We start from the raw sequence: 21,358 nt of genomic DNA on the forward strand, positions 1-21,358 counted from the left end.
AAGAAAAAAGAACTTGCTTAGCAAATGCTAGACAAATTCTTTTGCAACAAAAAGTAATCACTTACTTGCTTTGTTTATTTAAAAGCTTATGCTTTTTTTCCAAAGAAAAATGAAACAACTGCAACTAAAATAACTGCACCTAAAATTGAAGGTACAATCGCCATACCCGCAGCGCTTGGTCCCCAATTGCCAAAAATCGCTTGACCAATGCTTGAACCAATCAATCCTGCGATGATATTTGTAATGCAGCCCATTGAATTTCCTCTATTTGTGATGGCGCCCGCAATTGCTCCAATGATTGCGCCAACGATCAATGTCCATAACCAACCCATAATCTAACCTCCTTCTTTACAAAATAATTTTATCATACTGATTTTCTTACAAGCAAATGATTGGATTTTACTGTGCAGATGATAGCAAAAAAACGAGTGATTTTTCTGTTAAGAAAAATCACTCGTTTTTTTATTTTCGTTTAAAAATGTTCTTAACGCCTCTCTTAACAACATCCAATAAACTCAAAGATTTAACCATATGATCAGGATCTACGTAGTTACGGATGGCTCTCAAAACAACTTTTGGTTTCTTTGCTGAAAAAGAATACGTTCCATTTCGTTTTGTTTGAATGGCAAAACGAGGAATCCATTTTCCTTTGAACATCACAGAAGCAATGACATAATCTACTTCCTCCCAAGGAATCTGAACAAACTTACGCGCATCTCTTTCATTGTAAAATTCAAACCCTTTGTCACCAATCATGATTTTCCCATATTCGGTAATTCCTAAATAAGAAGTAGCATTGACTGTTAAATCGACTTTTGTATTGATTGATTGTACCATGCTAATATTTACTCCATTCAAGTTATTCTCTGCTTTATCATAACAAAGCGTTCTTCTCTATCATTATAATTATAGACATTTCTAAAAAATAAAGCAACGCAGAATGAAATCACCAAACTTGTCAATTTTTTGAGAAAAATTCGCTAAAACTATCAAAAAATTCAATAAGTTCTTTTTCTGTTATTACTTGAAAATCTGGTTGCTCAGCACTCAAACTTGCTGTACAGATACATCCATTAAGAAAAACAAATGGATGAAGATAGACTTCCTGAATAACTGTGTCTTTTAGTTCACTATTATTGTAAATCAATTCTGTTGCTGGTGAAGAGTACCAGTCTTCGTTATATAATTTACTGATTGCTTCTTTGGCAGTCCAAAAAACCACTTTTAAAAAATCATCTTTAGTAACTTGAATTTTTTCTTTTTTTGAAAAGGATTCATCTATGATTATCTCGTCAATATTCGATTCTATTTCACAGTCGACGCCGATATTTTCATTTGAAATGCCGACACTCACCAATCCATTTGTATGAGAAATTGAAATCTGACAATCTGTCTCTTGCAAATAAGGCTTGCCATTGACACCTCTACTGATTTCACCTACTATTTTTTTATTTGCTAAACAAAGTAATACATAGGCTAACGCCGAACGGTATTGATCTTCTTTTCTATAAAAATGACAGACATAATCATATCGCATAGGTGCAACGACTCTTACAAAAGTCATTACTTCTTCAAACAACATGGTATTAATTGGAGCAATCAATATGCGTTTCATTTTTCAGAGTCTCCTATGGGAGTAAGTTGAAGAAGCTTTTTGATGATCGAAGCAGTCTCTTCCTCAACAAATAAATAATCATGTCTTGAAAAGACATCGATGATACGATTATTACTAAATAGTTGATCGATTTGTTCATCACTTAAAGGACGTTCTTCAACCATACTCCGTATAAAAATAGTTGGCACTGTCAATGCTTTAGGTTTATAGTGAACTAAATCTTGAAACACCTCATGGTTATTTTTAATTAAGCGTTCTGTTGTAATATTTTTTTGATCTTTATTTTTAAAAATGTGGGTTTCTTCAAAATATTTGCGATAATAGCCAGTTTTTTCTCTTGTTCGTGCCAAATCAATATCTTCTTGGCTTAAATAGAATGGCGAATCTAAAATAATCAACTCAGTAACTTCTTTATGATTTTTATTTTCCATCATTTGGTGACAAATTTCACTTGCAACCACACCACCGTAGCTCCATCCCATCAGTTTAATCTGACCGATCTTTTTTTCTGGAATAAAGGTTGCAATAAGTTCACTGTAGTACTTGGCAATGTTTTCAATTCCATCAATTCGTTCGTCTGAGGTAAGTAAGTTATGAGGTTCAATGACATAGATAGGAAAATCTGGCGCAATAATTTTTTCAAACAAAGGGCGATAGACATCACTACCTGTATTTCCTGAATGAACAATGAATAGGCCCGGATTATCCTTCATTTCAGCTGTTCTAGGTACAAAGGTATAAATCGATTGAAAATTATTTTCCTTTACTAATAATTTAGCCATATCACTGAGCTTACTTTGTTTATGCAATTCAACAAAGTTCACTTTTTGATTTCTATCTTGTAAAATTTTCACGCCTAATTCCATGATTTGTAAGGAACTAGCACCTAATTTTTTAAAGTCGCTTTCAAAACTAATGTTTTCTTCGTCTATATTTAAAATCTGTGCCCAAGCTGTTGTTAAATATGCTTCGATAGTTGCTTGGTTCGTACTAATGTGACGTTGAATGTCCCTGTCTACTCGTTCTGATAGCTCAGAAAAAAGTTGATTTTCGTCTGTTTTTCCATTGCCGTTAAGTGGTAACGAGTCTATTTGAATCAATCTAGTAGGTATCATCACATCAGATAAATATTGATTCAGTTGCTCAAGTATCAATTGTTCATTCTCACATTTTTCACTAGTAATCCAACAGTAAATACGATTCTTTCTGACGGTTACATAACTTTGTTGGAGCTGAGGAAGAACCTTTTGTAAAGCTTCTTCAATTTCTGCTAAGTCAATTCGTACACCATTTATTTTGTATTGTCGGTCGCGTCTACCAAGATAGTCGATTTCACCTGATGGTAAGATTCGTGCAAAGTCTCCTGTACGGTATCCTCTAACTTTTTCATTATTTGAATTTTCTACAGTTATAAATGTTTTTGAAGTAGCATCTGGATTAAAATAATAGCCTTTTGCAACTTGTGGACCATAAATAAAGAGCTCACCAACCTCTCCTATAGCAAGGGATTCATTCTTTTCCCCTAATATCAATGCGTTCATCCGATAGACTGGCTTACCAATCGTGATTTTTTTATCCGTAGATTTCATTTCTTTAATAGTTGCAGCCCCGCATTCAGTATTCCCATAAACATTGAAAATTTTATATGATACCTTACTTAAATCGATATTAGGGAATCTTTGACCTGAAAAAGTTAATATTCTTAAGCTAGGAATCGTCATGCGCTTAACTATTTGTTCCCCAATCACTGCTGTAGTGTTCATAAATGTAATTGAATGTTTGACTAAGTACGCTTCTAGCATATTTAAATCATGACGAATCTGCTCATTCACTACATAAAGTGTGGCACCAGAGTAAAGTGTCGAAAAAAGTTCAATATAACTGATTGCAAATGAATAAGGTGTATATGCTGCTACTCTATCCTTTATACTAATTTCAAATTCATTTTTTTCCCAAATCACTGTATTCATCACATTTTCTCTAGGAATCTCTACAGCTTTTGGGATTCCTGTAGAACCAGACGTAAAATAAATTGCCCAAGCATTGGTGTTTTTTATTTTATTTTGGTCAATTTTTTGGACATGATAGTTTCCGTTTTTTATAGAAATAATTGCTGTTGCTTGCGCTGTTTCAATCATTTGATTAAGTCGTTCTTTAGGTTGGGTGATATCTTGTGGGATAAAAGTCACAGACATTTTTGTTAATGCCAAGACTATAATCGGAAAGTAAACACCTCTTGTTACCTGAAGTGCGACACATTGATCTTCAAGTTGATATTCTTTTAGTAATCGAATCGTCGCTTCTATTTTTTCTTTCATTTCAAGATAAGTAAACTCATTTTCATCATCAACCAAGGCTATTTGATTGGGTATTGTATCTGCATAATCAAATATTTGTTCTAAAAAATCCTTTGATTCGGCCATCATCTATTTCCTCCTACTCGTTCGATCTTAACAAAAAATAGTTTTGGAGCTGATTTTCCCTGATTAGCTTCCGGTATTCATTATCATTTCTAAAATACGTGGATTTTTCACATCAAATTCTGTTTCAGCAAAATAATAATTTATTTGTGCTACTAGATTAGGTGCATTAGGATCTAGTTGTAGCGCAAAAGCCACTTTCGATTTTTCACTGTCAGAAATCGTATTACTTGCGTTCATCAGCGCGGCAGCAATAAACGCTTCATCTGCATCAACATTATTACTTTTGGCTAACTCTAAAGAATGATTTGTCCTGTCAAATATCTTTTCAAATTCGCAAATAATTTCATTTAGAAAATATTTTTTTCGTATTTCTGGTGTAATTTCGACAGTTTCTTCATTCGTTAGTGTATTCCGGTCTAAAAATGGAAAAGTTTGATTCTGTATATAATATCCGTAGCTTCTTCTCAAAAATGGATGGATCACATATAAATCTGATTGCCATAGCCATTCTAGAAAGTACTTGCAACCTTCGTCTAATGATTGTTCAAGTGCTTTTAATAATCCCGTCAAATATGGTGGTTTGCCATTTCGATCCCAATGTATTTTGTCAGCTATAAAAACGATTTTTACTAATGAAGAAGCCTCATCGATACAAGTCGTATGGTAAAGTATGGCATTCAATATTTCTGGATCTTCAATTTGAAATAAATTTCGAGCAAAAAATTCTCCTTGTTTTGCATGAACAAGCATTGGAACCATTTTTTCTTCTTCAAAAAGCGGAATATGATAAAGCTGGGCTATTTCAACTCGATCACTATCAGGAATAGCTCCCCCTAAATCATGGAGAACACCTGCGATAAAAGCACGTTTAGCATCCACTTCATATTTTTTTGCTAACTCATATGAAACTTTCCCCACGCCAATTGCGTGGAGAAAGTTTTCTGTCACTGGGCTCAAAAAACTTCTTTCTTTCATAGTTATTTTAGCTCCTCAGTCAGTAACCCATATTTTTCATATCTAACTTCCCGTTGAATTTTATTCTCTTCATCAACCAAGACAACGTATGGTTTGGCTTCTTTTGCCTCATTGATTTCTAGCTGACAGTAACTCATAATGATTATTTTATCTCCTACAGATACACATCTTGCTGCTGCACCATTCAAACAAATCATTCCTGAATCTCTTGGTCCTGCAATCACATATGTCTCAAATCTTTCACCATTATCAACATCTGCAATTTGTACTTTTTCATATTCAAAAATATGACTGGCTTCCATCAAGGCTTCATCAATCGTTATACTTCCTACATAATCAAGCTCTGCTTGTGTGACTTTAGCTCGATGGATTTTTCCTTTTAACATTTCAACTAACATTTAATTTTCCTCCTGAAAAATATCTTTTATTTGAATCATTGGCTCTTCAATTATTAAGTGAACGATTCTTTGATAAACAGTTATAAATAATTTTATTTGATCGGGTTGGAACAAATCTTTAGCATAATTGAAATCTAATGTTTGTCCCCAAACAAAGAGTGTTAAGTCGCTAAAAGCATCTTTTTGGGCTTGTTGGTTCATTTCTTTTATACCTTCAAATAATTTAGAATGACTCAATGCTTCTCCCTTAAATCCTTGGATTCCAAAATATAGCGTATTTCCACTTAATTGAATATTGTTTTCTTCTAGCATTTGTTCAAGTGGAATATCCTGATTATTTTGTGCTAAGACAACTTTTTCATTTATTTTATTTACAAGCTCTATGAATGTTTCGTTCTCTTCTATATGAATTTGCAACAACAACTGATTGACGAATAAACCAATCAAACGATCGACTCCAGCAACATTTCGATTGAGTGTAGGAATGACAATAGCAAGTGTTGATTGCTTAGTGACTTTTGCACACATTAAGTAAAAGATACCTAACAAAATATTGTGCATCGTTAAATCATTTGTTTTAATCAAATGTTGAAGTTTTTCATATTGTTTATCATCAATATAGAAATACTCATCTGCACCAGCTACTTGACGCTTTGGAGAAGTAGCCTTCTCAGATAAATACACGCCTTCAAAGTCCTCCAATTCTTTTTTCCAATATTCTAGCTGTTGTTGTTTCTGATCACTATTTAAGAAATTATACTGACAAATGGAATAATCCTTGTATTGATAAGGCAGTTGTTCCAATTCTTTTTTGTCATAAAATGCTTCAATTTCTTTTAAAAATAGAGAAGTAGACCAGCCATCAAACGCCACGTGATCAATCACACAACAAAATTCCTCATTTGTTATATTTACTTTGATCGGAATTTCCTGGCTTAAATCAAATTCGTGATCAAAGTAACTTTCTACGTCAATTTCATCTGAAGTTACTATTAGTTTTTGCTCATCTACAACTTGGTAGTCTTTATAAATTTTGGTTCTAAGAACTTCATGTCGCTCAACTACTGCCACTACGGCTGCTGCTACTCGTGCTGGAACAATGTTTTCTTTCAATTTAAATCTAATTTTGATATTTCTATAAGAATTTTTGGGTGCTCTTTGATATAGCTGCTGAGCATATGACAATTTTTGCTCTTTGACATCATCAATGTGTTGCTTTGTTACTTCCAGATGATCTTCGCTCGATACCTGAGAGTGCCTGTTTTGATCAATAATTTGTGCAATTTTTTCAATCGTTTTGTTTTTGAATACCTGATTGATTGTTAGTTTATAGCCCAACTTCGCTTTTATTAAACTAATCAATTTAATTACCTTAATTGAATCACCGCCAATGCTAAAGAAACTTTCTAAGATTGAAATGTTTCTTGTTTCAAGTTCTAAAACTTCACAAACGATGTTTAGTACGCTATCTTCTACCAGATTTCTTGGTGCTACGAATTTCACGTGATTATCATAGGTAATGACTGGTAGGGCGTGTCGATCTATTTTTCCATTAATCGTTAAAGGAAATTCTTTTACAAATTGATAACCAGACGGCATCATGTAGTCTGTCAAATGCTTCGCAAGTACATCTTCAATCGTTTTACGTTCGATTTCTTGTTCTCCTTGATAATAAACACCAAGATATTTACTATCTGATTTTCCTAAAGCTAAAGCGAGTACCTGCTTAACACCTGGGACTTTTAACATCGCCGCTTCAATTTCACCCAGTTCTATACGAAATCCCCTTATCTTCACTTGGAAATCATTACGACCAATTAATTCATATTCTTGATTCAATAATCTTCGAACGACATCACCCGTTTTATAGATCCTGGCATATTCTGGTGAATCAGAGGCATTATAAGGATTTTCGATAAAGCTAGCTTTTGTTAAGCTTTCTTGCCCATAATATCCCGCTGAAAGTTGTGGTCCGCCTACATATAATTCTCCGGGTGCGCCATCTGGTAACAATCTCAATTGTTCATCTAAAATATAATGTGCATACTGAGGAAAAGGTGTACCTATATTTGAATAGTTGTCTTCTACTTTTTTCATTGACGTCCACACAGTTCCCTCTGTTGGCCCATAAATATTAATCAGGGTGATTGTTTTGAAGCGTTCAGCAAACGAAGCATTCATTTTTTCGCCACCTACTAAAATAGTCGTGAGCGCACTTTCTAAAATCTCTTCATCATTTTCTTGGAACAAATAGCTAATTTTTCCTGGTGTAGATTGTAATGTCGTGACTCGATTATGCTTCATAAACGTAAGGAAATCTTCTGGCTGTCCCGTAAATAAATGAACTGATTTTCCTCGCAAAATTTGACCAAAGACTTCTGTTCCAAAAATGTCGAACACAGGCTCAGCGATGCAACCAAATTCAATATCAGTCGTTCCATTTCTTTCTATCGAAGCAATCATGTTAGCCAAATAGCAAATGAAATTACGATGTTCGACCATTACACCTTTTGGTTTTCCAGTTGTTCCTGAAGTAAAAATAATATAGGCCAAATCTTGTGGCAGAATCTCTACATTAGGATTGCTATCAATTAAAGAGAACTCTTGTTGCATGAATTCTTCAGTAATTGTCAATTTTGCCTCGACTTGCCTTTGAATATAAGTAATTCGTTCACTTGGATAGGACGTGGACATTGGCACATAGACCGCGCCTGCTTTCAAAATGCCTAGCATCGCAATAATTATCTTTTCTGACTTAGGCAACAACAATGGAATCTTGTCACCAACTTTGACGTCATACCTTTTAATTAGTGTGTGCGCTAAACGGTTAGCCTGCTTATTTATTTCGTCAAATAAGTAACTACGCTGATTAAAGTTGATTGCTATATTTTTTGGTGTTTTTAGAACTTGTCTTTCAAAAACTTCAACGATTGTTTTTTGTGGATATTCAGCAAAACCAAATTCTGGTGCTTTTTTAACATAGTTAAAATGTTCTGATCCCTCCATAATTTGCTCAATCAAATAATGCATCAGTTGAAACAGCCGGTCGATCGTATGATCAGTAAATAATTCGGCTGCATATTTTATACGGAAATTCAGTTCCTTTTCTGTCTCATAAACAACAATCGTTAATGGGTAGTCTAGTTTTTCCACACCATTTGTCTTTGTAATACGAAGGCGATCATCCTTGCCATTATCTTTTGGCACTGGATAATTTTCATAAATAAAGAGTGTGTCAAACAATCGATCGCCATTTTTTTGTAATTCAGAGAGATTGACATGCCCATTTGTCATCCCTTCATTATTGATATCCTGAAGTTGGTGTAATTCCTTGATAATGTTTTCTTCAGAATGTTTAAATTGGATAGGCAAGGTTTGGATATAAAGACCTACGCTATTTTCAACACCAGCTATCGGTAAGTTTCTTCCTGCATTCACTACACCAACAGTCGTTTCTTTTATTCCACCATAAATGCTTAATACCTTATGCCAGACATATTGCATCATGATATTAGTTGTTATTTCATGGTTCGTTAAAAAATCATGTAGATTTTCTTGTTCATTTTTCGATAATTTGAATACCTTGTCCTTTGGTTTCTCAATCCGATTGAATGTTTCAAGTTTCGTTTCTCGCATGCCCTCTTTAAATATGCCAGAAAGGTCTGGATGTAACACTTCGTTAAGATATTTTTCCCAATAGGCTTTATCTTCATTGTTATGATCCACTAAATAAGATTGTGCTTCAATGTAAGCTTTGTCTTCTATGATATGGATGGGCTGTCTCTTAGTTAAAGCATGATAGATCGTATGAACCTCATTTAACAATACTGGGTTGGACCAACCATCAAGTATCGCATGATGATTCGTTAAAACACAGACATAATGTGTCGGATTCATTTTTATTAACCTAATCCTAAAAAGATTACCTTCTTGTAAAGAAAAAGGAATCTCTCTTTCTTTTCTAACCACGTCTTCAACTGTTTCGTTTTCCAGATAGTCAAAATCAAGTTGACCTTGTTTGGCAATAACTTGTAAAATCTCACCATATTCCGCATTTAACGATAGACGCAAACTAGGATATTTTTTTTGTGCATAAGACCAAGCTTTCTTGTAATTAGCCACATCGATTTCCTGTTCATATTCGAAAATAAACGAACATATATAGGCATCATCTTTCGTTAAGTTGTTTAAACTTTGATAGACAAAACCTTTTTGTAAGGAATTAGCAGCTAAAACTGTCTCTAGCTCCTGTGTAGCTTGCAGTTTATCCAGATTTTGTTGAGTAGTAACCTCTTGAATATCTTCAACAGTCAAATAGGTTCGACCGATTTGTTCAAGTTCAGAAATGAGCTTCTTAAGTTCTTTTTCATAATCGGAAATAATCTCAGTTAATCCGGTAATAAATCCGCTAAATTCTAATGTCAATTTTTCTTGAGAGATTGCACTATTGACCGTTAGAACATCATTGAAAGCTACATCTGTAAGCTTCCCTAATTCAGCGGGAATAATGGACCAATCCTTATTTTCCCCTGTATCAATTTGTCCTAGATAATTAAACATGATCGACGGAAGATCTTTTGAATGAATCCCTCTGCTTGCTACATAACTTACACCATGATCTTTTATTTTACGTCCAAATGTTTTTGTTTTAAGCAGATCAACAGAAATCACTTGTGGATATATTGTAGTGAACCAACCTACTGTTCTTTGAATATTCAAATCGTTCATTATCTCTTCACGCCCATGAGATTCTACTTTTACACTCATGCAATCTTTTTGATTTACGTTTTTTAACGTTCGAGCCAAAACCGTCAATAAAAGATCATTCATATTCGTATTGAAAACTTGATTTACCTCGTTTAGCAGCTTTTTCGTCTCACTAGCTTCAATAGTTAGTTTCATGCTGTGGTATTTATCTCCACATCTATATGTTTCAACAGAAAAGTCATCCACTTCAGCAGTATCTTTTTCTGACGCCATCGAACTAACTACTTCGGTCCATTGGCGATAGCTGGTCTGTTTCTTTATCAAACTTTTTCCTTCGTAAAGTTCTTTTAAATCAGAGGCAATGATTTGCCAAGAAACACTATCAATCACTAGATGATGACAAATAATGATCAAGCTCTTTTCTTTTATTGCAAAACGATACAACTTCCCATCTAGTTGAAAACTTTGCTGAATTCTATTAAGTTCATCCGTACTGTTCACAAATGAAACATCCACCGTTGAAATAGGTGAATCATATAGCTGAATACCATCTTTGAACGTTAAGCGCAATGCATCATGATAATTTACCAATTTAACAAGCGCACTTTTCAATTTATCAAGAACTACATTTTCTGGTAATTGAAGAGCAAACGCCTGATTAAAGTGAGAGGAGTGATATTCTTCAAAGAACCATTTTTGGATAGGAAGTAATTTGACTTCCCCTGTTAGCTCTCCTTCTTCAGCTCTGATTTGAACCTCGTCAGCTTCATCAATCAGTAGGGCGATTCCTTTAATTGTTTTAGCGTCAAAAATCTGTTTAATTGAAATTGTTTTATCTAATTTTTGTTTTAGACGATTGCTCAATTGAATGGCTTTGATTGAATCACCACCTAAATTGAAGAAATTATCTAATATACTAATTTTTACTTGCTCGCGACCTAATAATTCAGAAAAAATCGATTGTATTTCTAACTCAGTTTCATTTCTAGGACCTACAAAATCTTCAAGAGCTACATTCGAAGTTGGCAAAGAGCTACGATCTAGTTTTCCGTTGATCGTTAAAGGAAATTTTTTCATGTGTGTATAGATTTTAGGAACCATGTAATCAGGAAGTTTTGCCTTCAGCGCTTCTTTCAAAAAGTCTGGTGAAAGTTCTTTTGGACTCAAATAATAAGCAATCAACTGATCCGTTTTATTTACTACGATTGCTTGTTGGATACCATCTATTTCTGTCAGTTGTTTCTCTATTTCACTAAGTTCGATTCTCAAACCATGAATTTTTACCTGAAAATCATTTCGACCTAAATAATCGATTTCTCCTTGATTATTAACTCGGACAAGATCACCTGTGCGATAAATCCTTCCAACTTTTGGATGGTCGAAGAATTTCTCATTCGTTAGTTCTGCTTGATTTAAATAACCTCGTGCTAATTGAACACCACCAATAGCTAATTCACCAATTGCACCTGCTGGCAATAGTTGATTATTTATTCCTAGCACATAACAATTTGTATTAGCTACAGGTTCTCCTATAAGAATCTTATTGATATTGACAGGATTACAATCATAGGCTGTGACGTCAATACTTGCTTCTGTCGGCCCATATAAGTTGTATAAATTTGCGTTTGGAATCATTTTTTTAAATCGCTGAACACTTGCTAAACTTAACGCCTCACCAGAGCAAAAAACATATTTTAGTGAAGACATATCAACTTGATCAGGCACAACACTGTAAGTTTCTACAGTATCTAAGAAAGCATCCAGCATACTAGGAACAAAGTGAACGACAGTAATCTTTTTGCTTTTAATCTCATTTGCAAGATACAGTGGATCCTTATGTCCATTTTCTTTTGCAAAAACAATTCTTGCACCTGTCAAAACTGCCCAAATTTGTTCCCAAACAGACACGTCAAAAACATAATTCGTCTTTTGATAAATCTTATCTTCTTTATCGATTGGATAAGTTTCATTCATCCATTGAATTCGGTTACTCAATCCTGCATGTTCAATCATTACGCCTTTCGGTTTACCTGTCGTTCCTGAGGTGAAAATGATATAAGCTAACTCATTGAGTGTTGGCCGCATTTTTATCGAAGATTGATTCCCAGCAAAAAAGCCCGCAAACGACTGAGTTACCACTAATTTACAATTTAATTGTTTAAGAATATAGTTTTTTCTTTCTTCAGGAAATTCAGGAGAAATTGGGACATAAGCACAGCCCGCCTTTAATACTCCCCAAATAGCAATTGCCATTTTTTCATTCCGCTCTAGAATTAGTGGTACCTTATCCCCACGCTTGACTCCATTATCCAATAAATAATTTGCGAATTGATTCGTCAATAAATCGAACTCTTCATAAGTAATCTTTTTATCTTGATATTCAATTGCAATTGCTTTTGGTGTTCTGATAACTTGATCGGCAAAAAGATCAACAACAGTCTTTTGAGGATACTCTTTTTTCACTCCTAGTGAAGTTTTTTCTGGTAAAGTTATAGTCGCTACTTTTACGATGTCATTTTCGATTACTTGTTCAATCAAAGCGATATAACTATCAAGCATAGATTGGATCGTATCTTCACAATAGATATCTGTGCAATAATTAAAGTTGATAAACCCATTTTCTACTAACACAGACAAATCATATTTGGCAGTTTCTATCTTTAATCCTTCATTACAATTCATAAACAAATCATTTTTTATTAAGTTAACTGGAGCAAAATTTTGGACACTAAATAGAACTTGAAAAATCGGATTTCTCGAAGTATCTTGTGCAACATTCAACATTTTTACAATCTGTTCAAAAGGAATATCTTGATTATTTTGAAGCTCCACGACTGCTTCGTTATTTTGTAAAAATAGTTCACTTAGACTAAGATCATTTGTCATTTTTGTCCTGATAGGTAATGTGTTGATGAAGAAACCAATCAAATCTTCAGTACCTTCGATGTGTCGATTAGCAAAAGGAGTTCCTACGACTACTTCTTGTTGATAACTATATTGAGAAAGTACAATATCCAATAAAGTCAACATAACTGTATAAAGACTTACTCCATATTTTTTAGCTATATCTTCTAGCGAGTTTTGCCATTCTGCCTTGAATACAGTTTTGACATCCGCCCCTTTATATGAGAATTCTTTTGGTCGTTTAAAGTCAGCTGGTAAATTCAATGGCTCATAGGATGACAAATATTCCTTCCAGTATTCCTTTTGTTTATCTAGTTGTTTCTCTGTTAAATTCTCTCTTTGCCAATGAGCATAATCCTTATATTGATTTTGTAATGAGGGTAATTCATTGTCATGATATAAATCATTTAACTCTTTTAATAAGATTTCTGTAGACCAACCATCAAAAGCAATATGATGGATACTAATCATCAGCTGATCATGGTAAATATTTACTCTTATTGGTATTTCTTTTTCTAAGTCGAATCGTTGTTCCACAAACTCTTTGGCATCAATTTTTTGATGTAAGATTTTAAGCTTTTCTGGTTGGATCACTTGATAGCCATCAATAATCAAAGTGCGTAACACTTCATGTCTTTCAACTATCTTTATCAGAACCTCTTCTATTTTCTTCCTTGATACATGTGGTCTTAAAGTTAAGATAATAGGAACATTGTAAGCACTACTACCTTCTTCAAATTGATCGATAAACCACAATCGTTCTTGTGCAAAAGATAATTCAATTTTTTCTGTTGCTTTTACCTGATAATTCTGAAGTTGTTTTTTTCTTGGTTCCATTTTTGCCATTGAAAAAATAGTTTTTGCTTGTAGGATTTGTTTGGCTTGTAGATTTATTTTATTTGATAATTTCAACGCTAGGATTGAATTACCACCTAGTTTATAAAAATCATCCCTGATAGAAACTTTTTCTCTATTCAATAACTCACAAACGGCATTAGCTATTTCAATTTCTCTTGGAGTTTTAGGAGAAACAAATTCTTGTTGATCAAAAATAGGATCAGGTAATTGCTTTGTATCTACTTTTCCATTGATAGTTAATGGAATCGTTTCTAATTTTATATATTTATTTGGCACCATATAGTCTGGTAAAACATTTTCTAAGGAAGAAGCAAATTCGCCCGTATAATAAACGATGATATTAGATTCTTTAACAACGGCTACACATTGTTTAACAGATGCTATTTCTAACATACGAGACTCTATCTCTTGCAACTCAATTCGATAACCACGTAATTTAACTTGAAAATCATTTCGTCCAATATAAACAAAGTCTCCAGTTGGTAGCTGTTTGACTAGATCTCCAGTCTTGTATAGTTTTCCTTTTTCTGGATGTAAAATAAAAGCTTGCTTTGTTCTTTCATCGTCCTTAAAATAACCTCTCGCTAAACCATCTCCTCCAATATAAAGTTCTCCTATAGCATTATATGGAAGTTGTCTTAAGTTTTCATCAAGTACCCATGCGGTAACATTTTTTAAAGATTGCCCAATATTTCGATTATCCATCCCTTGCTCATAGAATTTTATCGTTGCACAGATGGTTGTTTCAGTTGGTCCGTAAGCATTGACTATTGTTGTCCCATTTTTATCATAAGCTTCATAGATTTCTTTTGGTGTCGTTTCGCCTGCAACAATCAATGTTTTTAGGTCTAATAGATCCTCTCCATTTAAGATAGCAGGTGGTAATGTAGCTAAGTCAATTTCATTTACAGTGACAAAATTTTTCAGATTTTGATAATCGGTTCTAATTTCTTGATCCAGTAGATAAGTTGTAGCTCCGGCTAATAATGTGTAAAACAATTCAAAGACAGATGCATCAAACACAAAATTTGAAAAATGGACAGCTTTCGTTTCTTTCGTAATTTCGTATAATTCGATCTGATTACAAATAGTATTGATGACATTTCGATGCTCGATCATTACGCCTTTAGGAAGCCCTGTTGTACCAGAAGTAAATATGATGTAAGCAAGGCTCCTATTCGTTAACTGAAGATCTGGATTTTCCACATTATGAGAAGAAACTGTAAATTCATCTGTGATGATCAATGGTGCATTTGTTTTTTCAACAATATAATCGATCCGTTCTTGAGGATATTCTGTGCTTAATGGCACATAACAAGCACCTGCTTTTAAAATACCTAGTATGGCAATCACATACTTTTCAGATCGTTCCATCAGGATCGGTATACAAGTTTCTGGTTTTATTCCATGCTTCTCAATCAATGTATGCGCAAATTGATTGGCGTTTCGATTAAGCTCCGCATAAGTTAATTGTTTATCTTTATATACAATTGCTAGGCCATTTGAATTTGTTTCCACCTGCTTTTCAAATAACTGGTGAATCAACTTATGTGGATATTCTTTTTCCACTTTTTTCGCACTATTTTCCGTTAACGTAAGTTCAGCAATTAATTGGTCAGGCTCATCAACGATTTCTTGTAGAATTCGTTCATACGTTTTGGCAATATCTGCAATTGTTTCTTGTTTAAATAAACTTGTAGCATACGTAAAATCGATTGCGTTATCTCTATGCATCATTGAAAAATCAAATTTAGTACTATCCAAATCTAATGCTTCATTGATTTCACGATACACATCTTTATAGGACAATACATCAGAGACATCTTGAAAACCAAACATAATTTGAAAAATTGGATTTTTTGATAAATCTGCTGTAATATTCAGCTCATTTACTATACTTTCAAATGGTAGATCTTGATATTTTTGTGCACTAATTACTTGTTCGCTATTCAAGTGAATGAACTCATTAATTTTCAATTCAGGATCTACCTTTGCATTCAAAGCTAATGTATTCACGAAAAAGCCAATCAAATCTTCTGTTCCTTTGATATGGCGGTTAGCAATTGGCGTGCCAACGACTACATTTTTTTGATTACTATAAATTGAGAGCAAGATCATAAATGCACTTAAAGTGACAGAAAATAAACTTGTATTTTCTCTTTGGGCGAGCTCTTTTAGTTTAATAATTAGTTCCTCATTCAACATATATGTGTATTCTTTTCCTCGATAGTCAAATTCTCGAGGTCGAGAAAAATCTGTAGGGAAATCTAATTCTTCATAGTCTGCCAACTGCTTGACCCAATACTCTTTTTGCTCTTTTAATGCATCGTTCGTTTGTACTTTCCTTTGCCAATTTGCGAAATCTTTGTATTGTAAGTTCATTTCTGGTAGTTTTTCACCACGATATAACTTAGCTATCTCATCTAATAACAAATTTGTAGACCAGCCATCAAAAGCAATATGATGAATATTAAAGGTCAAGACATTCTGATATATATTCACTCGTATTGGTATTTCTCGAGTCAAGTCAAACTTATAAGAAAAATATTCCTTATTTTTAATCGGTTGGTGCGTAATTTCAACTTCCGTGTGAAGCACTTTTTGATGGAAATCAACAATCACTGTTCTCAAGATTTCATGACGTTGAACTACTTCTTGAATAGCTGATTCTAGCTTTTGTAAATTGATCTTTGGATTTAAAGTAGTAACTATTGGTATATTATAAGCTTGTGTTCCTTCTTCTAACTGATCGATATAAAAAAGTCGTTCCTGAGCATAAGATAACTCTTGCGCTTCTTCATTAGGAAAATCTTGTTTCTCAATTTTTAAGTTTTTAACTGTTAGCTTCGCAAGGTTGCGAATCGTCTTATGCTCAAAGATTTCTTTTACAGGTAAATCAATTAGATTTGCTAATGAAATAGCCGCAATAGAATTTCCGCCCATTCTGAAAAAGTCGGTGCATACCGAAGCTCTTGGTATAGCTAATACTTCACAAAATGCTTGAGCAATTTCCACTTCTCTATCTGTATTTGGTTCAACATATTCTTCTTCGAACTGTGGCGCTGGTAGCTTGCTAATGTCTATTTTTCCATTAATGGTTAAAGGTAGATCAGAAATTCGGATATACGCTACTGGAACCATATAATCTGGAAGCTTTTGACTAACTTTTCTTCTCAATCGCATGGTGTCCAATACTTCATCGGCAGTATAGTAAGCAATCAAATTTTCTTTGTTGACTACTATTGCAACTTGCTTGATCTTTTTAATCGTCTTTAATTGTTTTTCAATTTCTGGCAACTCAATTCTGAATCCCCGAATCTTGATTTGTTGGTCTTTTCGACCGTAGTATTGATACGATCCATCTTCCAATTGACGAACAAGATCTCCAGTGTTATATAAAATTCCTGTTCCAAAAGGGTTCATGATATACCGTTGGCTTGTTTCTTCTAATTGATTAAGGTAGCCTCTAGTTACTTGATTCCCCCCTATATAGAGATTACCTACAGCTCCTGCCGGAAGTAAGTTTTGATCATCATCTAATACATAAGGTTTTACTCCACCAATCGGCTTCCCAATAGAAAGGTCCTTCGTATCATTATTTACAAAACTTAGAACAGTCGTTTCCGTTGGCCCATAACAATTATTTATTTGTATGCCTGTTTTGGCATATTTTTCAATCACCTCTAAGGTAATGGACTCACCACCACAATGAATAACTTTCATACTTGGAACTAAATTAAGATCGATCTTTCCAGCTAAGGATGGTGTCATACCGATTGCCTCTACATGATAATGATTTAAGGTTTTAATAAAACGATCAATATCATAAATTAGATCTGTATCAAGCATCACGACACTTTCGCCCATCGTAAATGGACGTATCAAATCATGGATAGATGCATCAAACACATATTCAAAGAAGGCGCCATTAATCCTCCCTGCTTTCATTCCTGAATGTTCCATTTTTGGAACTTCTACCACAAAATTACTTAAATTCCCATGTTCGACCATTACGCCTTTAGGCTTTCCAGTAGTTCCAGAGGTAAAAATGATATAAGCTAAATCATTTGCATTTATGCTTTGATTTGGACGAGCTGTATTATTAGGAAAGTCTTGATGCATAAATTGATCATCAATGATGAAGCTTGATTTACAGGTTTCCACAATGTAATCAATACGCTCCTGTGGATATTTTGGACTAATTGGAACATAAGCAGCTCCTGTTTTTAAAACAGCTAAAATAGCAATAATCATTTTTTCAGATCGTTGAAGCAATAAAGGAATTTTTTGTTCCGAACAGACGTGATACTCACTGAGCAAGTAGTTCGCTACTCGGTTCACTTCATTATCTAATTCTAGATAGGTCAATGATTTGTTCTCAAACTGCAGTGCAATGCTTTCCGGATGGATGTCGACTTGTTCTTCTATCAAATGAATGACATTTGGTTTAGACGAAAATTGGGTATGTTGAATTAGTTTTTCTTGCTCTTCTTTGGAAACAAGAGACAAATCTTTTAACCGTTTATTTTCAGAATGCAAGTACGATCCTAATAATCTGAAAAATTGCTTACCTAATTTAGCAATCGTGGTTTTTTTGAAAAGAGAAGTGTCATAATTCAGGTATAAAGACATCGTTGAGTCATGATCTTCTACTTCAAACGTTAAATGAAATTTTGACGCTGAAGTTTTATACTCATTTCTTTTGGCTTCACCAGCGAAATACTCTTGAGAATTTCTTTGTTGATAAACATACATACAATCAAAAAATGGATTTCTTCCATCAGTTGCTACATTTAGATCCTTTGCAATTTGTTCAAACTGATAGTTTTGATTTGAAACTGCAGATAGAATATTTTCATTCATTCTTTTTAGAAATTCAACTGTACTTTGATTCTGATCGATTGTTACTCTGATTGGTAGCGTATTAACAAACATCCCTAACATTTGTTCAGTTTTCTCATGCACTCTACCATTAGCAACTGTGCCGAGGACAAAGTCATTTGAATAGTAGATTTTAGATAGTAAATAACTAATCGTCGAAAATAGAACAACATATTCACTCACTTTATTCTCTTTCGAAAATGTTCTTAATTCACGCAATAATATTTCATCAAAAACAAACAATTCTGTTTGCCCAACGGATAACAAATCTTTTTGATAATGATAATCGGTTGCCAACTCTAATCTTTGATACCCATCTAAATAATTTTTCCACCACTTAGCTTCATCAGAAACCTCTAGTTGATTAAACCAATTGCTGTAATCTTTATAATGGTATGCAGGAGTTGAAAGATGTTTATTTTCATAAGCTTTTGATAATTCGCTATAAAAAATGTCTTCACTAGTTCCGTCAGTAATAATGTGATGCTTATCTATAAATAAAGAATCATGACTGTCTCCTCTTAGCAAGCGGATGCGCATCGTATGACCTTTTTCTAAATCAAAAGGTGTGACTAACGACTCGAAATGTGAGGTAAAAGGTATGAGCTTAAAATCTACTATTCCTTCAGGCATTATCTCCTGCATATATTTTCCATCTTTTGTGAAAAAACGTGTTCTTAATGTTTCATGTTTGCTCACAACCGAAGAAAACGCTTTCTTTAATCTGTCAACGTCTACATGCCCGTCAAAATCTAGAATCGTTTGTTCATTATATTTCGTTTGTCTTTTATCTAGTTGATAAAATACAAACATTCTTCTTTGCGCGGGGCTCATCAAAGTTTCTGTCACATTTATGGCTACGAGTGGCAATTCTTTCACTGACTTTTCATTACTCATAATAGCTGCTAATTCTTGGATGCTTTCAGTACTCAAAATCAATTTTGTAGTTATTTTTTTATTGGTTTTTTCCATTACCTGATTCGATAATTTGATTGCTTGCAATGAAGTGCCACCAAGCTCGAAAAAGTTATCTCGTACACTCACTTTTTCTATTTTCAATAATTTTTCAATTAGATCCACTAGTATTTTTTCATCGTAACTGGCAGGTGCTACAAATTTTTTTCTGCCAAGATTTACTTCTGGTAATTTTTTTCTATCTAATTTTCCATTGTCGTTCAAAGGTAGCTTCTCAAGCCAAATGTACATATGGGGTTGCATATACTCAGGTACACCCATATTAACGACTTTTTTTAGTTGCTGTTCATCGATTCGATGGTCACTTACATAATAAGCAAGGATAAACTGGTCCTTATAACCTATTACTACCGAATTGCTGATACCTTCTACTTTGTTGATCTGAGCCTCGATTTCCCCTGGCTCAGTTCTAATCCCATTAATGTTTAATTGGAAATCATTTCTCCCTACAAATTCATACTCATTGTCAGGCAATCTTTTCACTAAATCACCAGTTTTACATAATCTTCCTTTACCAAACGGATTTGTTACAAAATGTTTTTTGGTTTCTTCATCTAAGTTTAAATATCCTTTGGCTAATTGATCTCCTACCACACAAATTTCACCGATTTCACCGATCTCTACTTCATGAAATGTATCATCTAATACATAAGTAGTCATATTAGTTAACGTAGAACCAATGTTATTGATATCTTTTAGTGAATTAATAACTTTTGCAGTTACAGAATGAAATTCTGATTGTCCATATACATTAATAAGTTTCACATTGTTTGTTTTCGCATTTTTGACAAGATTTGGTGACAATTTTTCTCCTGCCACAGCGACAGTTTTTAAATGAGATAACTTTGAAAAATCTAAACTGTCTGCAAGTGACGGCGTGCTTTGAAAATAATTGATTCTTTTTTCGTCAATATATTGTGAAAATTTATTAATATCTTCTAGACAATCTGGTTCAGAGATAATTAGTTTGTGTCCGTTAAATAGGGCTGTATAGATTTGTGTTGTTGCAACTGAAAAAACATAATTAACCAAAAACAGCATATTAAGTGGAGCAACTGTATCTATAGCTAAAAATTCAGTGTATGCCCTAATATGATTTAACACACTTTTATGTGTATGAACTACCCCTTTTGGATTTCCCGTCGTTCCAGAAGTATACACCAAGTATGCTCGTTCGTTTTCAGGTATTGTGATGTCTAGATTAGTTGGATGGTATTCAAATTTTTGGCTCATAAATTCGTCGTCAATAAGCAGTTTTGCCTTTGTTTGTTTTCGTACAAAATCAATTCGTGTTTCTGGATATTGCTTGGATAAGCCAGTATACGCTGCACCCGCTTTCAAAACTGCGAGCATAGCAATAACGATTTTCTCGTTTCGTTCCAACAATAAAGGAATAATGTCGCCAACTTTGATTTTTTCTTCAGTTACTAAGTAATGGGCTACAGTATTCGCTTTTTCATTTAACTCTTGATAACTCAATGACTCATCCTTAAATTCAACAGCTATGGCATTGGGACTTTTTACAACTTGTTTTTCAAACATTTTGACTAAATTATCAGTCATAATAACGCTACCTCCCTAAAAAAAATAGTCTGAAGCTCAAAATGAGCTCAGACTATCTG

The 21,358-nt window shown here is 33.8% G+C and carries 7 protein-coding genes; all 7 read right to left on the minus strand.

Annotated elements, in window-relative coordinates:
• Positions 1–86: 86 nt before the first annotated feature.
• The 7 genes from AC4BD1_RS08595 to AC4BD1_RS08625 all read right to left on the minus strand — a co-directional run bounded on the left by AC4BD1_RS08595 (position 87) and on the right by AC4BD1_RS08625 (position 21,299).
• A complete protein-coding gene (locus AC4BD1_RS08595) occupies positions 87–332 on the minus strand; it encodes a GlsB/YeaQ/YmgE family stress response membrane protein (protein ID WP_490466289.1) in 246 nt (81 codons plus the stop codon).
• Positions 333–462: 130 nt separating this feature from the next.
• Positions 463–837 (minus strand): DUF956 family protein, encoded by a 375-nt coding sequence (locus tag AC4BD1_RS08600; RefSeq protein WP_206909914.1) that lies wholly within the window; start codon positions 835–837, stop codon positions 463–465.
• 121 nt (positions 838–958) lie between these two features.
• Positions 959–1,615, minus strand: coding sequence for a 4'-phosphopantetheinyl transferase family protein (locus tag AC4BD1_RS08605; RefSeq protein WP_206909915.1), 657 nt, complete (start codon positions 1,613–1,615; stop codon positions 959–961).
• Positions 1,612–4,038 (minus strand): non-ribosomal peptide synthetase family protein, encoded by a 2,427-nt coding sequence (locus tag AC4BD1_RS08610; RefSeq protein WP_490466290.1) that lies wholly within the window; start codon positions 4,036–4,038, stop codon positions 1,612–1,614. The genes AC4BD1_RS08605 and AC4BD1_RS08610 overlap by 4 nt, the downstream gene beginning before the upstream one ends.
• A 63-nt stretch (positions 4,039–4,101) precedes the next feature.
• Positions 4,102–5,013, minus strand: a complete 912-nt coding sequence (yqeK, locus tag AC4BD1_RS08615; protein ID WP_490466291.1) for a bis(5'-nucleosyl)-tetraphosphatase (symmetrical) YqeK — start codon at positions 5,011–5,013, stop codon at positions 4,102–4,104.
• 2 nt (positions 5,014–5,015) lie between these two features.
• Entirely contained in the window at positions 5,016–5,411 is a 396-nt protein-coding gene (gene panD / locus AC4BD1_RS08620) for an aspartate 1-decarboxylase (protein ID WP_206909918.1), read from the minus strand.
• Complete coding sequence (locus AC4BD1_RS08625; protein ID WP_490485484.1) at positions 5,412–21,299, minus strand: amino acid adenylation domain-containing protein; 15,888 nt, start codon at positions 21,297–21,299, stop codon at positions 5,412–5,414.
• Between the last annotated feature and the right edge of the window lie 59 nt (positions 21,300–21,358).

The sequence above is a fragment of the Enterococcus sp. DJ147D b genome (genome assembly GCF_058216655.1).